This is a genomic window from Streptomyces boetiae (genome assembly GCF_031845405.1).
GTDB classification, from domain to species: domain Bacteria; phylum Actinomycetota; class Actinomycetes; order Streptomycetales; family Streptomycetaceae; genus Streptomyces; species Streptomyces boetiae.
Map to the genome: position 1 here is coordinate 1 of NZ_JAVREN010000074.1, position 18,961 is coordinate 18,961.

The 18,961-nt window shown below is 75.1% G+C and carries 18 protein-coding genes; 8 read left to right on the forward strand and 10 right to left on the reverse strand.

Annotation, left to right across the window (positions count from 1 at the left end; all coding sequences use genetic code 11):
- Positions 1-113: 113 nt before the first annotated feature.
- The 3 genes from RM780_RS26505 to ctaC are packed head-to-tail and all read right to left on the reverse strand — an operon-like array spanning position 114 to position 3,213.
- Positions 114-470, reverse strand: a complete 357-nt coding sequence (locus RM780_RS26505) for a cytochrome c oxidase subunit 4 (RefSeq protein WP_394813089.1) — start codon at positions 468-470, stop codon at positions 114-116.
- 38 nt (positions 471-508) lie between these two features.
- Positions 509-2,242, reverse strand: a complete 1,734-nt coding sequence (ctaD, locus tag RM780_RS26510; RefSeq protein WP_394813087.1) for an aa3-type cytochrome oxidase subunit I — start codon at positions 2,240-2,242, stop codon at positions 509-511.
- Positions 2,239-3,213, reverse strand: a complete 975-nt coding sequence (ctaC, locus tag RM780_RS26515) for an aa3-type cytochrome oxidase subunit II (RefSeq protein ID WP_311633441.1) — start codon at positions 3,211-3,213, stop codon at positions 2,239-2,241. The genes ctaD and ctaC overlap by 4 nt, the downstream gene beginning before the upstream one ends.
- Positions 3,214-3,399: 186 nt before the next feature.
- Between ctaC and RM780_RS26520 the strand changes: the two genes are divergently transcribed.
- Positions 3,400-4,821 carry a cysteine desulfurase/sulfurtransferase TusA family protein gene (locus RM780_RS26520; protein ID WP_311633442.1) on the forward strand — a complete coding sequence of 474 codons (1,422 nt, stop codon included), beginning with the start codon at positions 3,400-3,402 and terminating at the stop codon, positions 4,819-4,821.
- A 40-nt stretch (positions 4,822-4,861) separates the two neighbouring features.
- Here the strand turns inward: RM780_RS26520 and RM780_RS26525 are convergent, their stop codons facing one another.
- Entirely contained in the window at positions 4,862-5,842 is a 981-nt protein-coding gene (locus tag RM780_RS26525; RefSeq protein ID WP_311633443.1) for a carbohydrate kinase family protein, read from the reverse strand.
- 234 nt (positions 5,843-6,076) lie between these two features.
- Here RM780_RS26525 and RM780_RS26530 point away from each other — a divergent pair, with 234 nt between their 5' ends.
- The gene (locus RM780_RS26530) at positions 6,077-7,708 is read left to right on the forward strand and encodes a hypothetical protein (RefSeq protein ID WP_311633444.1); all 1,632 of its coding nucleotides are present in this window, start codon (positions 6,077-6,079) and stop codon (positions 7,706-7,708) included.
- A gap of 117 nt (positions 7,709-7,825) precedes the next feature.
- On the opposite strand, the gene erpA is transcribed toward RM780_RS26530, so the two are convergent.
- Positions 7,826-8,179 (reverse strand): iron-sulfur cluster insertion protein ErpA, encoded by a 354-nt coding sequence (gene erpA, locus RM780_RS26535; protein ID WP_311633445.1) that lies wholly within the window; start codon positions 8,177-8,179, stop codon positions 7,826-7,828.
- 293 nt (positions 8,180-8,472) lie between these two features.
- On the opposite strand from erpA, the gene nadA reads away from it, so the two are divergent.
- Both nadA and RM780_RS26545 read left to right on the forward strand, forming a co-directional pair.
- Positions 8,473-9,669 (forward strand): quinolinate synthase NadA, encoded by a 1,197-nt coding sequence (gene nadA, locus RM780_RS26540; protein ID WP_311633446.1) that lies wholly within the window; start codon positions 8,473-8,475, stop codon positions 9,667-9,669.
- A 102-nt stretch (positions 9,670-9,771) separates the two neighbouring features.
- Entirely contained in the window at positions 9,772-10,626 is an 855-nt protein-coding gene (locus RM780_RS26545) for a GNAT family N-acetyltransferase (RefSeq protein WP_311633447.1), read from the forward strand.
- 55 nt (positions 10,627-10,681) lie between these two features.
- On the opposite strand, the gene RM780_RS26550 is transcribed toward RM780_RS26545, so the two are convergent.
- The 4 genes from RM780_RS26550 to RM780_RS26565 all read right to left on the reverse strand — a co-directional run bounded on the left by RM780_RS26550 (position 10,682) and on the right by RM780_RS26565 (position 13,938).
- The gene (locus RM780_RS26550) at positions 10,682-11,362 is read right to left on the reverse strand and encodes a response regulator transcription factor (protein WP_311633448.1); all 681 of its coding nucleotides are present in this window, start codon (positions 11,360-11,362) and stop codon (positions 10,682-10,684) included.
- Positions 11,359-12,765 carry a sensor histidine kinase gene (locus tag RM780_RS26555; RefSeq protein WP_311633449.1) on the reverse strand — a complete coding sequence of 469 codons (1,407 nt, stop codon included), beginning with the start codon at positions 12,763-12,765 and terminating at the stop codon, positions 11,359-11,361. The genes RM780_RS26550 and RM780_RS26555 overlap by 4 nt, the downstream gene beginning before the upstream one ends.
- Positions 12,766-12,777: 12 nt before the next feature.
- A complete protein-coding gene (gene pspAA, locus RM780_RS26560; RefSeq protein ID WP_311633450.1) occupies positions 12,778-13,056 on the reverse strand; it encodes a PspA-associated protein PspAA in 279 nt (92 codons plus the stop codon).
- Between the two features lie 63 nt (positions 13,057-13,119).
- A complete protein-coding gene (locus tag RM780_RS26565; RefSeq protein WP_311633451.1) occupies positions 13,120-13,938 on the reverse strand; it encodes a PspA/IM30 family protein in 819 nt (272 codons plus the stop codon).
- A 339-nt stretch (positions 13,939-14,277) separates the two neighbouring features.
- On the opposite strand from RM780_RS26565, the gene RM780_RS26570 reads away from it, so the two are divergent.
- Both RM780_RS26570 and RM780_RS26575 read left to right on the forward strand, forming a co-directional pair.
- Complete coding sequence (locus RM780_RS26570) at positions 14,278-14,880, forward strand: DUF3043 domain-containing protein (RefSeq protein WP_311633452.1); 603 nt, start codon at positions 14,278-14,280, stop codon at positions 14,878-14,880.
- 134 nt (positions 14,881-15,014) lie between these two features.
- Positions 15,015-16,091 (forward strand): S1C family serine protease, encoded by a 1,077-nt coding sequence (locus RM780_RS26575; protein WP_394813088.1) that lies wholly within the window; start codon positions 15,015-15,017, stop codon positions 16,089-16,091.
- 76 nt (positions 16,092-16,167) lie between these two features.
- Here the strand turns inward: RM780_RS26575 and RM780_RS26580 are convergent, their stop codons facing one another.
- Positions 16,168-16,380: a hypothetical protein gene (locus RM780_RS26580; protein WP_311633454.1), complete on the reverse strand. Its 213-nt coding sequence runs from the start codon at positions 16,378-16,380 to the stop codon at positions 16,168-16,170.
- 161 nt (positions 16,381-16,541) lie between these two features.
- Here RM780_RS26580 and RM780_RS26585 point away from each other — a divergent pair, with 161 nt between their 5' ends.
- Entirely contained in the window at positions 16,542-17,750 is a 1,209-nt protein-coding gene (locus RM780_RS26585) for a bifunctional adenosylcobinamide kinase/adenosylcobinamide-phosphate guanylyltransferase (protein ID WP_311633455.1), read from the forward strand.
- Positions 17,751-17,834: 84 nt separating this feature from the next.
- On the forward strand, positions 17,835-18,961 hold a 1,127-nt coding region (locus RM780_RS26590; protein ID WP_311633456.1), incomplete at its 3' end, for a nicotinate-nucleotide--dimethylbenzimidazole phosphoribosyltransferase.

The window sequence follows — 18,961 nt, forward strand, 5'->3', positions numbered from 1 at the left end:
TCCCAGGAGAGGTTCCAGTCCCCGAAGCCGTTGCCGAACGGCGCCATGTCCTCGCCGAAGCCGTTGACGTGCTCCACGATGTCCCCGGGGCCGCCCCGCGCAGTCTCAGCGGCTCACTGGTTCTGGTTCTCGCCGCGGTAGTACTCGAAGACCCACAGCCACAGGCCGACGGCCACGATCGGGGCGGTGAAGTACAGGAACCACCAGCCGAAGACCGGGGCCATGAACGCGCACAGGCCGCCGGCGCCCAGCAGCAGCGGCGCCCAGCTGTGCGGGCTGAAGAAGCCGACCTCGCCCGCGTCGTCGGCGACGTCCGCCTGCTTGTTGTCCTGCGCCCCCGTGTCCACGCGGCGGGCGGTGAAGACCAGGTAGAACCCGATCATCGCCGTCAGGCCGAAGGACAGGAAGAGGGCGGTGGTGCCGACCGGCTCCTGCGACCACAGTCCGTAGACGATCGCGGAGCCGAGCATGAAGATGGCGACCCAGCTGAACAGGTGCCCCTGGACCCTCACTGGCCTGCCTCCTTTCCGGTGAGCGCCTCGGCCTCGTGGCGGGCGTCGTTCTCCAGCGAGTCGAGCGCGGCGACCTCGGGGTGGTGCAGGTCGAAGGCCGGGGACTCGGACCGGATCCTGGGCAGGGTGGTGAAGTTGTGCCGCGGCGGCGGGCAGGAGGTCGCCCACTCCAGCGAACGGCCGTAGCCCCACGGGTCGTCGGTGGCGACCTTCTCGCCGTACTTCCAGGTCTTCCACACGTTGTAGAAGAAGGGCAGCATCGACATGCCCAGGAGGAAGGAACTTATCGTCGAGATGGTGTTGAGCGCCGTGAAGCCGTCGGCCGCCAGGTAGTCGGCGTACCGGCGGGGCATGCCCTCCGCGCCCAGCCAGTGCTGGACCAGGAAGGTGCCGTGGAAGCCGATGAACAGCGTCCAGAAGGTGATCTTGCCCAGCCGCTCGTCCAGCATCTTCCCGGTCCACTTGGGCCACCAGAAGTGGAAGCCGGCGAACATCGCGAAGACGACCGTCCCGAAGACCACGTAGTGGAAGTGGGCCACCACGAAGTAGCTGTCGGAGATGGCGAAGTCCAGCGGCGGCGAGGCGAGGATGACGCCGGTGAGGCCGCCGAAGAGGAAGGTGACCAGGAAGCCGACCGACCAGAGCATCGGCGTCTCGAAGGACAGCGAGCCCTTCCACATGGTGCCGATCCAGTTGAAGAACTTCACGCCCGTCGGCACGGCGATGAGGAAGGTCATGAAGGAGAAGAACGGCAGCAGCACCGCGCCCGTGACGTACATGTGGTGCGCCCAGACCGTCACCGAGAGGCCCGCGATCGTGATGGTCGCGGCGACCAGGCCGATGTAGCCGAAGATCGGCTTGCGGCTGAAGACCGGGATGATCTCGGAGACGATGCCGAAGAACGGCAGCGCGATGATGTACACCTCGGGATGGCCGAAGAACCAGAAGAGGTGTTGCCACAGGATGGCGCCGCCGTTGGCCGCGTCGAAGATATGGGCCCCGAAGGTGCGGTCGGCCTGGAGCGCGAACAGCGCGGCGGCCAGCACCGGGAAGGCCAGCAGCACGAGCACGCCGGTGAGCAGGACGTTCCAGGTGAAGATCGGCATCCGGAACATCGTCATGCCCGGGGCGCGCATGCAGATGATGGTGGTGATGAAGTTGACCGAGCCGAGGATCGTTCCGAAGCCGGAGAACGCCAGGCCCATGATCCACATGTCGGAGCCGACGCCCGGCGAGCGGATCGCGTCGGACAGCGGGCTGTAGGCGAACCAGCCGAAGCCGGCCGCGCCCTGCGGCGTGAAGAAGCCGGCCACCGCCAGGAGGCTGCCGAACAGGTAGAGCCAGTAGGCCAGCATGTTCAGCCGCGGGAACGCGACGTCGGGGGCGCCGATCTGGAGCGGCATGATCCAGTTCGCGAAGCCGGCGAAGAGCGGCGTCGCGAACATCAGCAGCATCACCGTGCCGTGCATGGTGAAGAGCTGGTTGAACTGCTCGTTGGAGACGACCTGCGTGCCCGGCCTGGCCAGCTCGGCGCGCATGATCAGCGCCATGACGCCGCCGATGATGAAGAAGGCGAACGACGTCATCAGGTACATCGTGCCGATGGTCTTGTGGTCGGTGGTGGTGAGCCACTTGACCACGACCCCGCCGCGCTCCCGCCGGCGGTAGGGACCCGTGACGGCCGGCGCGACGTCCGACTCCTGGGTCTCGTTGCGTTCGAGGATACTCACGATCCGCCCTCGTTCGTCTCGGCGTTCCTGGCCGCGTCCGACTGCTCGATGCCCGCCGGGACGTAGCCGGTCTGGCCGCGGTCCGCCAGGTCCTGCAGGTAGGCGTCGTACTCCTCGGGCGAGACGACCCGGACGTTGAACAGCATCCGCGCGTGGTCGGTGCCGCACAGCTCGGCGCACTTGCCCAGGAAGGTGCCCTCGCGGGTCGGGGTGACCTCGAAGGTGTTGGTGTGACCCGGGATCACGTCCTGCTTCATCAGGAACGGGATGGCCCAGAAGGAGTGGATGACGTCCCGGGAGGTCAGGACGAACTGCACGGTCTCGCCGACGGGCAGCACCAGGGTCGGGCCCGGGTTGCCGGTGTCGGGGTCGCGGTCGGCGGGGGTGCCGACCTCGTGCACGCCGTCGGCGTTCTCGGGGAAGCGCTCCTGGATGCGGTCGGGGATGGACGCCAGCTCCTCCGCGTTCTCCGCGAAGTCGGCCGGGTCGTCCGAGGCGCCCACCGGCTCGATGTAGTTGAAGGCCCAGCTCCACTGGAACCCGACCACGTTGATGACGTGGTCCGGCTCGTCCGAGGTCTCCAGCAGCTCGGTCTGGTCCCGCGCGGTGAAGTAGAAGAGCACCGACACGATGATCAGGGGGACGAGCGTGTACAGCGCCTCGATGGGGAGGTTGTACCGGTTCTGCGGAGGGACCTCCACCTTGGTGCGGGACCGCCGGTGGAAGAACACGCTCCACAGGATCAGGCCCCAGACCAGCACGCCCGTGACCAGGGCGGCAGCCCAGGAGCCCTGCCACAGGGACAGGATCCGCGGCGCCTCCTCGGTCACCGGGGTGGGCATGCCGAGGCGGGGAAAGTCCTCGGATGTGCAACCTGTCGCGGTTGCCAGGACCAGGCCCGCGATCAGCGCCTGCGGCAGGACCCGCCGCTTCGGGCGCCGCGACGAGCGGTCGGAGCCGTTGGGACTCACGTAGCGCCTTCCCGAGAGTCTCTCGCCCATGGTCCGGGCTGCCTTCGCGTGAGGGCCGGCCCTGACAGGGCAGGGGTTTGGATGCTTATGCGGACCAAACCCTACTGGACCGTTCCGAGCGCCACGCGGGGAGGGTCGCCCAACGCGCCGGGGCGCCCCCGGGCGGGGCGGAGTTAGCGTGTGGGGGTGCCGTACTTCGACGCCGCGTCCTCGCTTCCGCTCCACCCCGTCGCACGTCAGGCGTTCCTCGCCGCGCTGGAGGACGGGTGGGCCGACCCGGCCCGGCCGCACCGGGAGGGGCGGCGCGCGCGGCTTCTCCTGGACGCCGCCCGCGAGTCGGCGGCCGAGTCGGTGGGCTGCCGGCCGGACGAGCTGACGTTCACCTCCTCGGGAACGCGCGCCCTGCACGCCGGGATCGCCGGGGCCCTGGCCGGGCGTTCGCGCGTGGGGCGGCGGCTGCTGCACTCGGCGGTGGAGCACTCCGCGGTGCTGCACGCGGCGCGGGCCCACGAGGCGGCGGGCGGCACGGCCGGGGAGATCGGGGTGGACTCCGGGGGGCGGGTCGCGCCGGGCGAGGTGGCCGCGGCGCTGGGGGCGGACGGCGGGGGCGCGGCGCTGGTGTGCGTGCAGTCCGCCAACCACGAGGTGGGAACGGCCCAGCCGGTGGCGGAGATCGCGGCGGCGTGCGCGGCGGCCGGGGTGCCGCTGCTGGTGGACGCGGCGCAGTCCCTGGGCTGGGAGCCGGTCCCGGCGGGGTGGTCGCTGCTGACGGCCAGCGCACACAAGTGGGGCGGGCCGGGCGGGGTGGGGCTGCTGGCGGTGCGCAAGGGCGTGCGGTTCGCGCCGCCGGCGCCGGCGGACGAGCGGGAGTCGGGGCGTTCGCCGGGCTTCGAGAACATCCCGGCCATCGTGGCGGCGGCGGCCTCGCTGCGGGCGTTCCGCGCGGAGGCGGAGGCCGAGGCGGCGCGGCTGCGGGGCCAGGTGGACCTGATCCGGGAGAGCGTGCCGCGGCTGGTGCCGGACGCGGCGGTGGTGGGCGACCCGGTCCGCCGGCTGCCGCACATCGTGACGTTCTCCTGCCTGTACGCCGACGGCGAGGCGCTGCTGCACGCGCTGGCCGCGGAGGGCTTCGCGGTCTCCTCGGGCTCCTCGTGCACGTCCAGCACGCTGACGCCCTCCCACGTCCTGAACGCCATGGGCGTGCTCTCGGAGGGCAACGTCCGCGTCTCCCTCCCCCCGGGCACGCCCGCGGCGGAGGTGGACCGCTTCCTGGCGGCCCTCCCGGCGGCGGTGGCGGGGGTCAGGGCGGCCCTGGACGCGCCGGTGGCCGCGGACGGACGCGCCGCGGCGAAGGCGGACGCGGGCGAGGCCGGGGCGGTCGCGGCGAGCGTGGTCGTGGATTCGCTGGGGCGGCCGTGTCCCGTGCCCGTGATCGAGTTGGCGCGGGCCATCGGAAAGGTGCCGGTGGGCGGGGTGGTCACCGTGCTGGCGGACGACGTCGCGGCGCGGCTGGACATCCCGGCGTGGTGCGCGTTGCGGGAGCAGGAGTACCTGGGCGAGAGCCCGGCCCCGGTGGGCGCCGCCTACCGGGTGCGGCGCCTGTCCTGACCGGCGCGGCCCCGGGCGGCGCCCGGGGCCGGGGCGCGGGTCAGGCCGCGCGCAGGTGGGTGCGGACCTCGGCGGCGGCATCCTCGCCGTACGCCTTGGTGAAGCGCTCCAGGAAGGGGCCGCGGGCCAGCGTGTACTCCTGGGTGCCCACGGTCTCGATGACGAGGGTTGCCAGCATGCAGCCGACCTGCGCGGCCCGCTCCAGCGAGGCGCCCCAGGCCAAGCCCGCCAGGAAGCCGGCGCGGAACGCGTCGCCGACGCCCGTCGGGTCGGCCTTGGTCTCCTCCTCCGGGACGCCGACCTCGACGGTCTCGGCCCCGGCCCGCTCGATCCGCACGCCGCGCGCCCCGAGCGTGGTGACCCGGGTGCCGACCCGCGCCAGCACCTCGTCCGCCGACCAGCCGGTCTTGGACTCGACGAGGGCCTTCTCGTACTCGTTGTGGAAGAGGTAGGCCGCGCCCTCGGTGAGGGTGCGGATGTCCGCGCCGTCCATCCGGGCCAGTTGCTGGGAGAAGTCGGCGGCGAAGGGGATGCCCCGGGTGCGGCACTCCTCGGTGTGCCGGAGCATCGCCTCGGGGTCGTCGGCCCCGATGTGCACCAGGTCGAGGCCGCCCACGCGCTCGGCCACGGACTGGAGCTCGATGAGCCGGGCCTCGCTCATGGCGCCGGTGTAGAAGGAGCCGATCTGGTTGTGGTCGGCGTCGGTGGTGCAGACGAACCGGGCGGTGTGCAGCAGCTCGGAGATGCGGACCGAGGCGGTGTCCACGCCGTGCCGGTCCAGCCAGGCGCGGTACTCCTCGAAGTCCTGCCCGGCGGCGCCGACCAGGACGGGCGAGGCGCCGAGCTGGCCCATGCCGAAGCAGATGTTGGCGCCCACGCCGCCGCGCCGCACTTCGAGGCTGTCCACCAGGAAGGAGAGGGAGACGGTGTGGAGCTGGTCCCCGACGAGCTGATCGGCGAACCGGCCGGGGAAGGTCATGAGGTGATCATGAGCGATGGAGCCGGAGACGGCGATGCGCACGGTCGGTCTTCTCCCTGGAGGCGGCGGGTGGCTGCCCCAGGTTACCGGGCGACTGCTGGAGGGACGCTGTGGTCCGGGTGGAACCCGCGCGGGTGTGCTTCCGTCCAACCGGCGTGCCGGGGGGCGCGCTTGGGGGCGGACGGCCGCCGGCGCGGTGGAAGCTGTGACGCGGCACACGGAGCCGGACGCGGCCCAGGACGTTGACAGGTGTTCCGACGATCGAGGAGCGGTGACGTGGCTGACGACGAGACCCCCGAGACCCCCGAGGTCCCCGGGGAAGCGGCGAGCCCGGGCCCACAGGATCCGGAGCGGGGAGCCGGGCGGCGGCGGTGGGCGCTGGTAACGGCCGTGGCGGTGGCCGTCGCGGCGATCGGCGGCGGGGTGTACGCGGTGGCGGGTCCGGGCGGCGGCGGGGCCTCCCCGGCCGCGGCGGAGGAACTGGTGCTCGAAGGGCCCGTGGTGGCCCCGCTGGGGGACGGCTCCGCGGAGGAGGCGCAGCTCGCCGACGTGGCCGGGTGGTCCGAGCTGCGGCTGACGGGCGAGGTGCCGGCCGCGCCGGAGCGCGCCGGGGTGCGCGGCCTGGGCGAGGTGAGCCGGGAGCGCGCCCAGGAGCTGGCCGCCGCGCTGGGCCTGCCCGGCGAGGTGGCCGGGGGAAGCGACGGCGGGTGGACGGTCGCGTCGGAGGACGCGGTCTCGCTGACCGTGCAGCGCGAGGCGCCGGGCCACTGGTCCTACGGCGGCATGGCCTATTCGGAGCTGGAGCCGGCGCCGGACGGGGGCGGGGCGGGCGCGGCCCCCGGGAGCGAGGGGGGCGGCGACTCCGCCGGGGCGCCGGCGGACGGCACGACGTACGAGCTCGCGGTCCCGGACGGGCCGGACGGCTCGGTGAGCAGCGAGGACGCGGAGAGGCCGGACGCCGACGGGCGGGAGGCACCCTCCGAGGAGGAGGCGCGGGCCGCGGCCGGGCCGGTGCTGGAGGCGCTGGGCCTGGAGGGGGACCGCGCGGAGGTGACCGTCGTGGCGACGGGCGGGGCCGAGCGCGTGGTGCGGGCGACGCCGGTCGTGGACGGCCTCCCGGCGCACGGCCTGGAGACGGAGCTGTACGTCGGCCCCGGGGGCCGGGTGACCGGGGCCTGGGGCGCCCTGGCCCGCCCGGACGAGGGCGAGGACGCGGAGGTGACGCTGACGGCCGAGGAGGCGCTGGCCGAGTACAACGCCTGGGCCGCGGCCGGACCGCGGCCGGAGCCGGCGATCGCGTGCGTCCCCGAGGAGGTGGCCGACTGTCCGCTCCCGGCGCCCCTCCTCCCGCTGGAGGTGACGGCCGGGTTCGGCCTGGAGCTGCACCACGCGGACGGCGAGGCGGTGCTGGTGCCGTCCTGGCTGTTCCTGCCGGCCGGGGACGCGGGGACGAGCCGCGCGCGGTACGTGGCCGGGCACCCGGCCGTTCCGTTCCGGTACGAGGAGCCGGGCGCGGACGGCGACCCGGGGGCGGACGATCCGCGCAGCGCGCCGGCCGAGCTGCCGGACTCCGGGCCCGCCGACGCGCGCGAGGAGGGCGAGGAGGGCGGGGGCACGGAAGAGGCGGCGCCCGAGGGGGCGCAGCGCACCGGCTGGTCGGTGGCGCCCTACGACCCGGAGGACCGGACGCTGACGGTCCGCTTCTACGGCGGCGTGTGCGAGACGTACGAGGCGACGGCCCGGGAGACGGCGGACGCCGTGCACCTGGGCGTCGAGACGGCCGGCTCGGACCCGGGCGAGGTGTGCATCCTGATCGCGCAGGAGCAGACGGCCGAGGTGGAGCTGGAGGAGCCCGTGGGGGACCGGGAGCTGCTGGACCCCGCGGGGGAGGCCATCCCGGTGGCGTGACCGCGGGGACGGGACCACCGGCTGGGTGACCGGTGGAACAGCGCGGGCGGCGGGCCGTGGGGGCCCGCCGCCCGTGTGCGTGACGGACCGGCCGCGCGCGGGGGCGCGGCCGGTCCGTCAGCTGAAGGAGTCGCCGCAGGCGCAGGAGCCGGTGGCGTTGGGGTTGTCGATGGTGAAGCCCTGCTTCTCGATGGTGTCCACGAAGTCGACCGAGGCACCGGTGAGGTAGGGGGCGCTCATGCGGTCGGTGACCACCTTGACGCCGTCGTAGTCCTTGACCACGTCGCCGTCCAGGGAACGCTCGTCGAAGAACAGCTGGTAGCGCAGTCCGGAGCACCCGCCGGGCTGGACCGCCACGCGGAGCGCAAGGTCGTCGCGCCCCTCCTGCTCGAGCAGGCTCTTGACCTTGGCCACGGCCGCGTCGGAAAGGAGAATGCCGTCGCTCACAGCGGTCTTTTCCGTAACGGACATCTGCGTCTCTCCCGGGTAGTACGGAATGCTCTGCCGAGGTGATGAAACCGATAGCCGCCCGGATGCATTCCCGGAGCGGCGCCCCCGTCGGGACCTCCCCGCGGCGCGGGGATCACGCGTTCACTCCCCTTCATGCTCGCACACCCGCCGCCGCCGCGGAATGCGTCACAGTGACACAAGGAGCATCGTCAAACTGACGCGAAGGAGTTATGATCCATTGCGTCAGAACGACGAAAAGCGGGCGGAACCGCGCTCCGGTCCCCGGCCGCTCTACGGAAAGAAGGGTGCGTGCCGTGACCACCGCCCAGCCCCTGGACGTCACCCCCACGCCGCTGGCGCTGCTCCTCCTCGGCCGCGCGGCCGACCCCGCGAGCGAGCGCGGCGTGGACTGCCCCGGCGACCTGCCGGCCCCCTCCGACCCCGGCCTGGTGGAGCGCGCCCGCGCCGCCAGGGCCAGGCTCGGCGACCGGGTCTTCGTGCTCGGCCACCACTACCAGCGTGACGAGGTCATCCAGTTCGCGGACGTCACCGGCGACTCCTTCAAGCTCGCCCGGGACGCGGCGGCCCGGCCCGAGGCCGAGTACATCGTCTTCTGCGGCGTCCACTTCATGGCCGAGTCGGCGGACATCCTCACCTCCGACGCGCAGCAGGTGATCCTCCCCGACCTGGCCGCCGGCTGCTCCATGGCGGACATGGCCAGCGCCGAGCAGGTGGCCGAGGCCTGGGACGTGCTCACGGACGCCGGTGTGGCGGATGTCACCGTCCCGGTGACCTACATGAACTCCTCGGCGGACATCAAGGCGTTCACCGGCCGGCACGGCGGGACCGTGTGCACCTCCTCCAACGCCCGCCGCGCCCTGGAGTGGGCCTTCGGCGAGGCGGGCGGGCCCGGCGCGGACGGCAAGGTGCTCTTCCTGCCCGACCAGCACCTGGGCCGCAACACCGCGATCCGCGAGCTGGGCTTCTCCCCCGAGGACTGTGTGGTCTACAACCCACACCGGCCTCACGGCGGCCTGAGCGCCGAGGAGCTGCGCCGGGCGCGGATGATCCTGTGGCGCGGCCACTGCTCGGTGCACGGCAGGTTCTCGCTGGAGTCGGTGCGCGAGGTCCGCGAGCGCGTCCCCGGGGTGAACGTCCTGGTGCACCCCGAGTGCCGCCACGAGGTGGTCGCGGCGGCCGACCACGTCGGCTCCACCGAGTACATCATCAAGACGCTGGAGGCGGCCCCGGCCGGGTCCCGCTGGGCGGTGGGCACCGAGCTGAACCTGGTGCGCCGCCTGGCCGACCGCTTCGCGCCCGAGGGCAAGGAGATCGTCTTCCTGGACCGCACGGTGTGCTTCTGCTCCACGATGAACCGCATCGACCTGCCGCACCTGGTGTGGTCGCTGGAGTCGCTGGCGGACGGCAAGGTGGTCAACCGCATTCAGGTCGACCCCGAGACCGAGCACTTCGCGCGCGTGGCCCTGGACCGGATGCTGGCGCTGCCCTGAGGCGCCCTCCGGCGACGGTCCCGGTCCCTCCACACCGGCGTCACCCGCCGCACCCGGCGCCCCCATAGGCAACGGCCCCCGCCGCGCGCCACGATGGGGGTCATGATCCTTCGCCGGATACGCGACAGCCGCGCGGACGCCGAGTCCGTCCGCGCGGTGGCCGACGCGGCGTTCGGCCGGCCGCCCGAGCAGGACGAGCGGCGGCGGGTGCGCTTCACACGCCGGGTGCGCCACCTCGCCGTCACCGATCCGCACGGCTGCTGGCTGGCCGAGGACGACGCGGGCCGCCCGGTCGGCGCCGCCCTGGCCAGCCGCCGGGAGGGCCTGTGGGGGCTCTCGCTGCTGGCCGTGGTGCCGGGCGCGCAGGGCAAGGGCGTCGGCGGCGGCCTGCTGCGGCAGGCGGTGGCCTACGCCCGGGGCACGCTGCGCGGGATGATCTGCGCCCGGCCGCACCCCGGCGCGGCCCGCCTCTACCGGCGCGCGGGCTTCAGCCTGCACCCCTCGATGCGGATGACGGGGAACGTGGACCGCGCGGGCCTGGTCCTCCCCGACGGCCCGGCCATCGAGGGCGGCGCCGCGCACCGGTCGCTGATGGACTCGGTCGACCGGCGGCTGCGCGGCGGGGCGCACGGCCCGGACCACGAGGAGCTGCTGCGGCACTGCCGGGTCGTGGTGGCCGACGACCTGGCGGGCAGCGGCTACGCCTACGTGGACGACGAGGGCGCGGTGGCCCTGCTGGCCGCCACCTCCCGGCGGATCGCGGTGCGGCTGCTGACCTCGGCCCTGCTGAGCCTCCCGGCCGGGTCACCGGCCACGCTGCGGCACCTGACGGCCGAGCAGGAGTGGGCCCTCGACGTGGGCCTGGCCGCCGGCCTCGACCTGTCCGCGGACGGCTACCTGTGCCTGCGCGGGATGCGGCCCCCCTCCCCCTACCTGCCGTCGGCGGAGTACCTGTGAGGCTGCCGCCCCGCGCGTCCGGCCGGGGGCGGGCGAACGCCCGGGGCGGCGCGCCTCAGCCGGCGGAGGAGCGCGGGCGGACCAGGCCGGTCTCGTAGGCGGTGACCACAAGCTGGGCCCGGTCCCGCGCGGAGAGCTTGGCCAGCAGCCGGTTGATGTGCGTCTTCACCGTCAGCGGGCTGACGGTCAGGCGCTGGGCGATCTCGTCGTTGGACAGGCCCGCCGCCACCTCGGTGAGCACCTCGCGCTCGCGGGCGGTGAGGACCTCCAGGGCGGCGGCCGGGAGCGCTGCCCCCTCCCGGTCCCGCTGCTGGGCCAGAAAGCGCCCGATCAGGCCGCGGGTCGCCGCCGGGGAGAGCAGCGCCTCGCCGGCCGCGGCCAGGCGGATGGCGTGCAGCAGGTCCTCGGGCTCGGCGCCCTTGCCCAGGAAGCCGGAGGCGCCCGCGCGCAGGGCCTCCACCACGTAGTCGTCGGACTCGAAGGTCGTCAGGATGACCACCTTCACGTGCGCCAGGTCGGGGTCGGCGCCGATGGCGCGGGTGGCCGCGAGGCCGTCGGTGCCCGGCATCCGGATGTCCATCAGCACCACGTCGGCCCCGGCCGAGCGCACCACCTCCAGCGCCTCGGCCCCGTCCGAGGCCTCGCCCGTGACGGTCATCTCCGGGTCGGAGTCCACCAGCACCCGGAACGCGCTGCGCAGCAGCGCCTGGTCGTCGGCCAGCACCACCCGGATCACGCGGTCCTCCCGCCGTGCGAGGGGCAGAAGCCCGGCCGGGGGCTCGGGGCCCCCTCCTCGGCCGGGCGCGGGGCCTGGAGGGGCAGGACCACCCGCACCCGGAAGCCGCCGCCGGCCAGCGGGCCGACCTGGCAATCCCCGCTCAGGGCCGCGGCCCGCTCGCGCATGCCCATCAGGCCGTGTCCCCCGCCGCCGTTGACTCCCCGGCCGTTGACGGCGCCGCCGTTGACCGCGACCGCGCCACCGCCGTTGCTCCCGCCGCTGCCGTTGACGCTCCCGTGGACCCCGCCGGGCGCCGGAACCCGGCGGCCCCCGGGGCCGTCGTCGTCCACGGTGATGTCGAGGGCCGCGTCCGCCGCCTTGCCGCGGCGCACGATCCGGACGCGGGCCGTGGCGCCGGGGCCCGCGTGCTTGTGGACGTTGGTCAGCGCCTCCTGGACCACCCGGTAGGCGGCCAGGTCCACGGCCGAGGGCAGCGGCCCCGCGGCGGCGGGGGCGTCCACCGTCACCGACATCCCGGCCCGCGTGAACCCGTCCACCAGCTCCTCCAGGCCGCCGAGCCCACGGGCCGGCGCGGTGGGCGCGACCGGCTCGTCCTGCTGCCGCAGCAGGCCCACCGTCGTCTGCAGCTCGCTCAGCGCGCGGCTGCTGGCCTGGCGGATGTGCCCCAGCGCCTCCTTGGCCTGGTCGGGCCGGGTGTCCATCACGTGCGCGGCGACCCCGGCCTGGACGTTGACCAGCGCGATGTGGTGGGCGACCACGTCGTGCAGCTCGCGGGCGATCCGCATCCGCTCCTCGGCGACCCGGCGCCGCGCCTCCTCCTCGCGGGTCCGCTCGGCGCGCTCGGCCCGCTCGCGGATGGCGTCCACCGCGGCACGGCGGCTGCGGACCGCCTCGCCGGTGGCGGCGGCCAGCGCGGTCCAGGCGAAGACGCCGAGGTTCTCGGAGTCGTACCAGGGCTGGGTGCCCAGCAGCATGGCCGCCGGGGTGCACACGGCGGTGGCGGCCAGGCCGACGCGCAGCGTGGTGGGCCGGTCGGTGCGGGAGGCCACGGTGAAGACCGCGACGACCACGATGATGAGGACGGAGGCGTGCCGCTCCTCCGGGACGTGCGAGCGGGTGCCCAGGCCCATCTCCAGCACCGCGAGCGCGGTGACCACGGCCAGGGTCCGCAGCGGGTAGCTGCGGCGCTTCACGAGCACGGCGCAGGCCAGCACGGACAGCACGAGGGTGTGGGCGGGCAGATCCCGCTTGCCGAAGCCGGGACCCCCGTCGGGGGGCCGGGCGACGGTCACCGAGGCGCAGAGCACCACGGCGAGCACGCCGACGGCGAGCAGGGCGTCGAACGCGAGGGGGTGCGCCCGCAGCCACTGCCGGGCTCGGGCGGCTTGCGGTGTATTCACGGCCGGGCCGCTTCAGTCGGGGATGAGCCCGTCGTCGGTGAGCATGGCGCGCACCTCGTCGATGGACGCATCGGGGGCGGGGAGGATCAACTCGGAGGGTTCGAGGGCCTCGTCGGGAAGGGGTGTTCCCATCGTACGGACGGCGTCGAGGAGGGCGGCGAGGGTGCGGCGGAATCCGGCCGCGTCCCCCGAGTCCAGCTCCGCCAGCAGCTCGTCGTCGAGCCGGTTCAGCGCGGGGAGGTGGCCGTCGTCCAGCCGTACCTGCCCCTCGCCCATGATCCGCACGATCACGTCGCTCTCGCTCTCCCTGACCGGCGCCTGACCGGCCGTCTCACGGGCCGGCCGTCGGCCGGCTCACTGCTTGTCGAACCGGGGGGACTCCTGCTGCTGCTCCTGGCGGGCGTCCGCGGCGGCCGTTCCGGCGGCGCCGGTGGTGCCGCCCTCCAGGGCCTGCCGCCCTGCGGACGGGCCGCCGGCCAGCTCCGCCTTCATCCGCTCCAGCTCGAACTCTACGTCCGCGTTGCCCGAAATGCGGTCCAGCTCCGCGGTCAGGTCGTCCTTGGCCATGCCCGTCGGGTCGTCCAGGGCGCCCGAGGCCAGCAGCTCGTCGATCGCCCCGGCGCGGGCCTGCATCTGCGCCGTCTTGTCCTCGGCCCGCTGGATGGCCAGCCCGACGTCGCCCATCTCCTCGGAGATGCCGGAGAACGCCTCCCCGATCCGGGTCTGCGCCTGGGCGGCCGTGTAGGTGGCCTTGATCGTCTCCTTGCGAGTGCGGAAGGCGTCCACCTTCGCCTGGAGCCGCTGGGCCGCCAGGGTGAGCTTGGTCTCCTCGGACTGCAGGGTCTCGTGCTGCTGCTGGAGGTCCGCGATCTGCTGGGCGAGCCCGGCCTTGCGGGAGAGGGCCTCGCGGGCGAGGTCCTCCCGGCCCAGGGCCAGGGCCTTGCGGCCCTGCTCCTCCAGCTTCCCGGACTGGCCGGTCAGCTGGTTGAGCTGCAGTTCGAGGCGCTTGCGGGAGGTGGCCACGTCCGCGACGCCGCGCCGCACCTTCTGCAGCAGCTCCAGTTGCTTCTGGTAGGAGTAGTCGAGCGTCTCCCGGGGGTCCTCGGCCCGGTCCAGGGCCTTGTTGGCCTTCGCGCGGAAGATCATCCCCATCCGCTTCATGACACCGCTCATGGGCTTCCCGCGCCCCCTTCATGACGGACTCGAACCACTGACAGTGCGACCATGCTGGCGCTGATCCCTCTCCTACCCTACGGCGCTCGCTTCCATAGCGACGCTTCCATGAGAGCACTGCCCCGCGGGGGTTGGGCTCCTCCCTGGGAACGATCGCCCGCGGGCCGCCTCCGGCCACAGGAGGAGTGCCGCCCGGGGTCCGGTCGGGGGCCTGCCGGGGTCTGCCGGGGTGCGGCGGTCCCGGGGCGGGCCCGCGGGCGGGGCGCCGGCCAGGGCCGTTGCAGGATCGTGGCCGCCCGGCGGACGGGCGGCCCGCGGCGGGGCCGTAGGCTGGGAGGCGTGTTCCGAAGCCGTTCCAGAGATGATCAGCCGGCCGCCGCGCCCGCCGCGGAGGAGCCCGCGCAGGACCGGGGCCGCGACCCGCAGGCCCCGAAGGGGCGCCCCACGCCCAAGCGCAGCGAGGCCGAGGCGCTGCGGCGCGCCGTCGTCAAGCCTCCGTCCGACCGCAAGGAGGCGGCCCGCCGCGCCCGCGAGCAGCGGCGGGCGGCGCTGACCAAGCAGCGCGAGGCGCTGCTCTCCGGCGACGAGCGGCACCTGCCGGTGCGCGACCGGGGCCCGGTGCGGCGCTTCGCCCGGGACTTCGTGGACACCAAGTGGCACGTGGCGGAATTCTTCCTGCCGATGGCCGTGCTGATCCTGGTCCTGAGCATGCTGCCCTCCCTCCAGGCGAGGAACGCCGCCCTGCTGGCCTGGCTCGCGGTCATCCTGCTGATCGTCGCCGACTCCTTCCTGATGACCCGGCGGCTGAAGAAGGCCCTGCGCGCCCGGTACCCGGACGAGAGTCACCGCGGCGCCGTCGCCTACGCGCTGATGCGCACGATGCAGATGCGCCGGATGCGCCTGCCCCGCCCCCAGATCAAGCGCGGCGAGCAGCCCCGCTGAGGCGTCGGGCCGGCCGGGCCCGGGCCCCGCGCCCGGGCGCGGGCCGGTCCGCCTGCGCCGCGCCCGGCCCGTCCTCCGCCGAACGGCCCACCCCGTGCGTTGCCTCCCCGGGCGGTGGGTGGGGGGCGTCCAGAATGCGGCTTATGCCGCACCGTCCCTCCCCCGCGCGTCCCGCCGCGGCCCTGCCGATCGCCCTCGCCCTGGTCACGGCCCTGGGCGGCGCCGGCTGCACCGGCCCGGAGAACGCAGCGCCGCACACCCGGCAGGCCACCGGCGGGCGGGCGCCCGCCCCCACCGTCTCGGGCGAACTCCAGAACGCCTACGAGGAGGTGGTCAACGAGGTGCTGCCCTCCGTCGTCCAGATCACCACCGCGGACGGCCTGGGCTCCGGGGTGGTCTACGACGACCGCGGGCACATCGTCACCAACGCGCACGTGCTCGGCGAGGGCGAGCGCTTCGAGGTGCTGCTGGCCACGGGGCAGCAGGCCGAGCGGGCCGAGCTGGTGGCCTCCTACCCGGAGCAGGACCTGGCGGTGATCGAGCTGGAGGACGTTCCCGACCGGCTGCGGCCGGCGACCTTCGGGGACTCCTCCAAGGTGGAGGTCGGCCAGATCGTCCTGGCGATGGGCAACCCGCTGGGCCTGTCCTCCAGCGTCACCCAGGGCATCGTCTCCGCGGTGGGCCGGTCCGTCAGCGAGGGCGAGGGCCAGGCCACCCTGGGCAACATGGTCCAGACCTCGGCGGCCATCAACCCCGGCAACAGCGGCGGCGCGCTGGTCAACCTCTCCGGCCAGGTGATCGGCATCCCCACCCTCGCCGCCCGCGACCCGGGCCTGGGCGGCGGGCAGGCCCCCGGCATCGGCTTCGCCATCCCCGCCTCCACCGTCACGTTCCTGGCCGACCAGATGATCGAGCACGGCCGCGTGGTGGACTCCGGCCGCGCGGCCCTGGGGGTCTCGGTGCGCACGGTGCTCGGCGAGGGCTTCGAGCCGGCCGGCGCGGCGGTCGTGGAGGCCCCCGAGGACGGCCCGGCGGCGCGGGCCGGGATCCGGGCGGGGGACGTGGTGGTGGCCGTCTCCGGGGACGAGGTGACGGACGTGGTCACGCTCTCCGAGGCGCTGGCGGCGCACCGGCCCGGGGACCGGGTGGAGGTGACCTACGAACGGAACGGGGACCGGCGCACGGCCGAGGTCACGCTCGGGGAGGCGTGAGAGGGGCCCGCCGGTTCTCCCGCGCGGGCCCCCTGTCCTCGGCTCCCCGGTGCTCGGCTCCCCGGTCCCCGGCTTCTCAGTCCTCGGCGGCGGCGTGCAGGCTCATCGGGCCGTACACCTCGGCCCCGTCCTCCAGCAGCGTCACCTGGTCCACGCCCTCGGCCAGCAGCTCCTGCCAGACCTCCCCGATCCAGGACTCGGCGTCCCCCTGGGTGCCGAAGTCGCCGGGGGCCTGGGCCGGCTCGGTCGTCGCGCCGTCCGCCTTCTCGAAACGCCACTCCCACGCCATCGCACGCCTCCCGCTGATCGCCTGTGCCTGCCCGACTGACTGATCGCCCGACTGCCTGATCGCAGACTAAATCACGCCCGGCGCTCCCCGCGCACCACCGCGCACGCGGCCCGGCGCGGGCTGATTGGCCCACGGCGCGCGGCCCGGGAGAGGATCGGGGGGTGTACGTGACTCTGCTCGGCACCGGCGCCCCGGCCGGGCTCCCCCGGCCCGGCTGCCCCTGCGCGGCCTGCGCCCGCGCGCTCGGGGACGAGGCCCGCGCGGCGACCTCCCTGCTGGTGGACGGCGTGCTGCTGCTCGACGTCACGCCGGGCGCCGCGCTGGCCGCCGCCCGGGCCGGGCAGTCCCTGCACGGGGTGCGGCAGGTCCTCCTCGGCCACGCCCAGGAGGACCGGGGCCCGGAGCTGCCCACCGAGCTGCCGGCCCCGGTGCGGCTGCCGGACGGGCGGGACCTGACGCTGCTGAGCGGCCACCGGGTGCGGGCCGTCCCCGTGGACGGGCCCGGCACCGGGTACGCGGTCACGGGCCCCGACGGCGGGCGCCTGCTGTACCTGCCGCCCGGCGCGGCCCCGGCCCGGGAGAACGCCCCGGGCGGGCCGCCGTTCGACCTGTGCGTGCTGGACGTGGCGGCGCGGCCGGACGGGCTGGCCCTGCTGCGCGAGACGGGCGCGGCGGGGCTGACGACGGACGTGGTGGCGGTGCACCTGGACCACGACGTTCCGCCGGGGCAGGAGCGGCGGCGGCGCCTGGCCGCGGCGGGCGCCCGGGCGGAGCCGGACGGGGCGACGCTGGTCGCCGGGGACTACCAGCTCGTCCCCGACCTGCCGCGCCGGACCCTGGTGCTCGGCGGCGCGCGCTCGGGCAAGTCGGCCGAGGCGGAGCGGCGGCTGGCCGCGTTCCCCGGCGTCGAGTACGTGGCCACGGGCGGGCGGCGGGAGGGGGACGCGGAGTGGGCGGAGCGGGTCGCGGCCCACCGCGGGCGGCGCCCGCCGGGCTGGACGACCCGCGAGACGTGCGACCTGGTGCCGCTGCTGGCGCGCGAGGACGGGCCGCCGCTGCTGATCGACTGCCTGGCGCTGTGGCTGACCGACGCGATGGACGCGGCGGGCGCCTGGGACGGGGAACGCTGGTCCTCCGGCCCGGCCCGCGCCGAGCTGGCCGCCCGCACCTCCGCCCTGGCCGCCGCCGTGCGGGCCACGCGCCGCACGCTCGTGGCCGTCAGCAACGAGACCGGCTCGGGCGTCGTCCCCGCCACCCCCGCCGGCCGCCGCTTCCGCGACGAACTCGGCCGCCTCAACGCCGCGATCGCCGCCGAGTGCGAACAGGTCCTCCTGACCGTGGCGGGCACGACCCTGCCGCTGCGCGCGTAGGGCCGGCCGGACCGCTCCCGACCGCCGCCCGGGGGGCGGGCGTTCGGGCCGGTGGGGTGAGGGGCGGGCGGTAGTCTCGTGCGCATGAGTGACGGCGGTCTGGATCTCGATGACTTCGGGGACCTCATCGAACGGCCGAGCGCCCGCCTGCGCCGGCAGGCGGAGGAGCGGCGGGCCGGGACGGGGTGGCCGGAGCGGGCGTTCGGGCGGCTGGACGAGCTGGGCACCTGGCTGGCCGCCGCCCAGCGCCGGGTGCCCGTGGCCCCGCTGGAACGGCCGCGGGTCGTGCTCTTCGCGGGCGACCACGGCGTGGCAGGCCTCGGCGTCTCCGCGCGCCCGGCGGGCACCGCCGCCGACCTGGTGCGCGCCGCGCTCGCGGGCCACAGCCCCGGCGCGGTGCTGGCCCGCCGCGAGGGCGTTCCCGTGCGGATCGCCGACCTCTCCGTGGACTGCCCGGCGGAGGAGCTGCCCGCCGCGGTCTCCGCGCACCGGGTGCGGCGCGGCTCGGGCCGGCTGGACGTGGAGGACGCGCTGACCGCCGAGGAGGCGGAGCGGGCCTTCCGCGCCGGCATGGCCCTGGCCGACGCCGAGGCCGACGCGGGCACCGACCTGGTCGTCCTCGGCGACCTGTCCGTCGGCGGGACCACGGCGGCCGGCGTGCTGGTCGCCGCGCTGTGCGGCACCGACGCCTCCACGGTCACCGGCCGGGGCGGGCAGCGCATCGACGACCTGACGTGGATGCGCAAGTGCGCCGCGATCCGCGACGGGCTGCGCCGGGCCCGGCCCGTGCAGGGCGACCCGCTGCGGCTGCTGGCCACCGTCGCGGGCGCCGACCTGACGGCGATGACCGGCTTCCTGCTCCAGTGCGCCGTGCGCCGCACCCCCGTCCTGCTGGACGGCGTGGTCTCGGCGGCCTGCGCGCTGGCCGCCCAGCGCGTCGCGTTCCGCGCCGCCGACTGGTGGCTGGCCGGCCACGCCTCGGGCGAGCCGGGGCAGGCCAAGGCGCTGGAACGCCTGGCGCTGGAGCCGCTGCTGGACCACGAGGTCTCCGTGGGCGAGGCCGCGGGCGGGCTGCTCGCGCTGCCCCTGGTCCGGGCCGCCGCGGCGCTGGCGGCCGAACTGCCCGGCCCGCAGGACGGCCCGCTGGACGACCCGGGGGACACCGGCGGCCCCGCGGGCGGGGACCGCGCCGAGGCCGAGCGTTCCTCCGC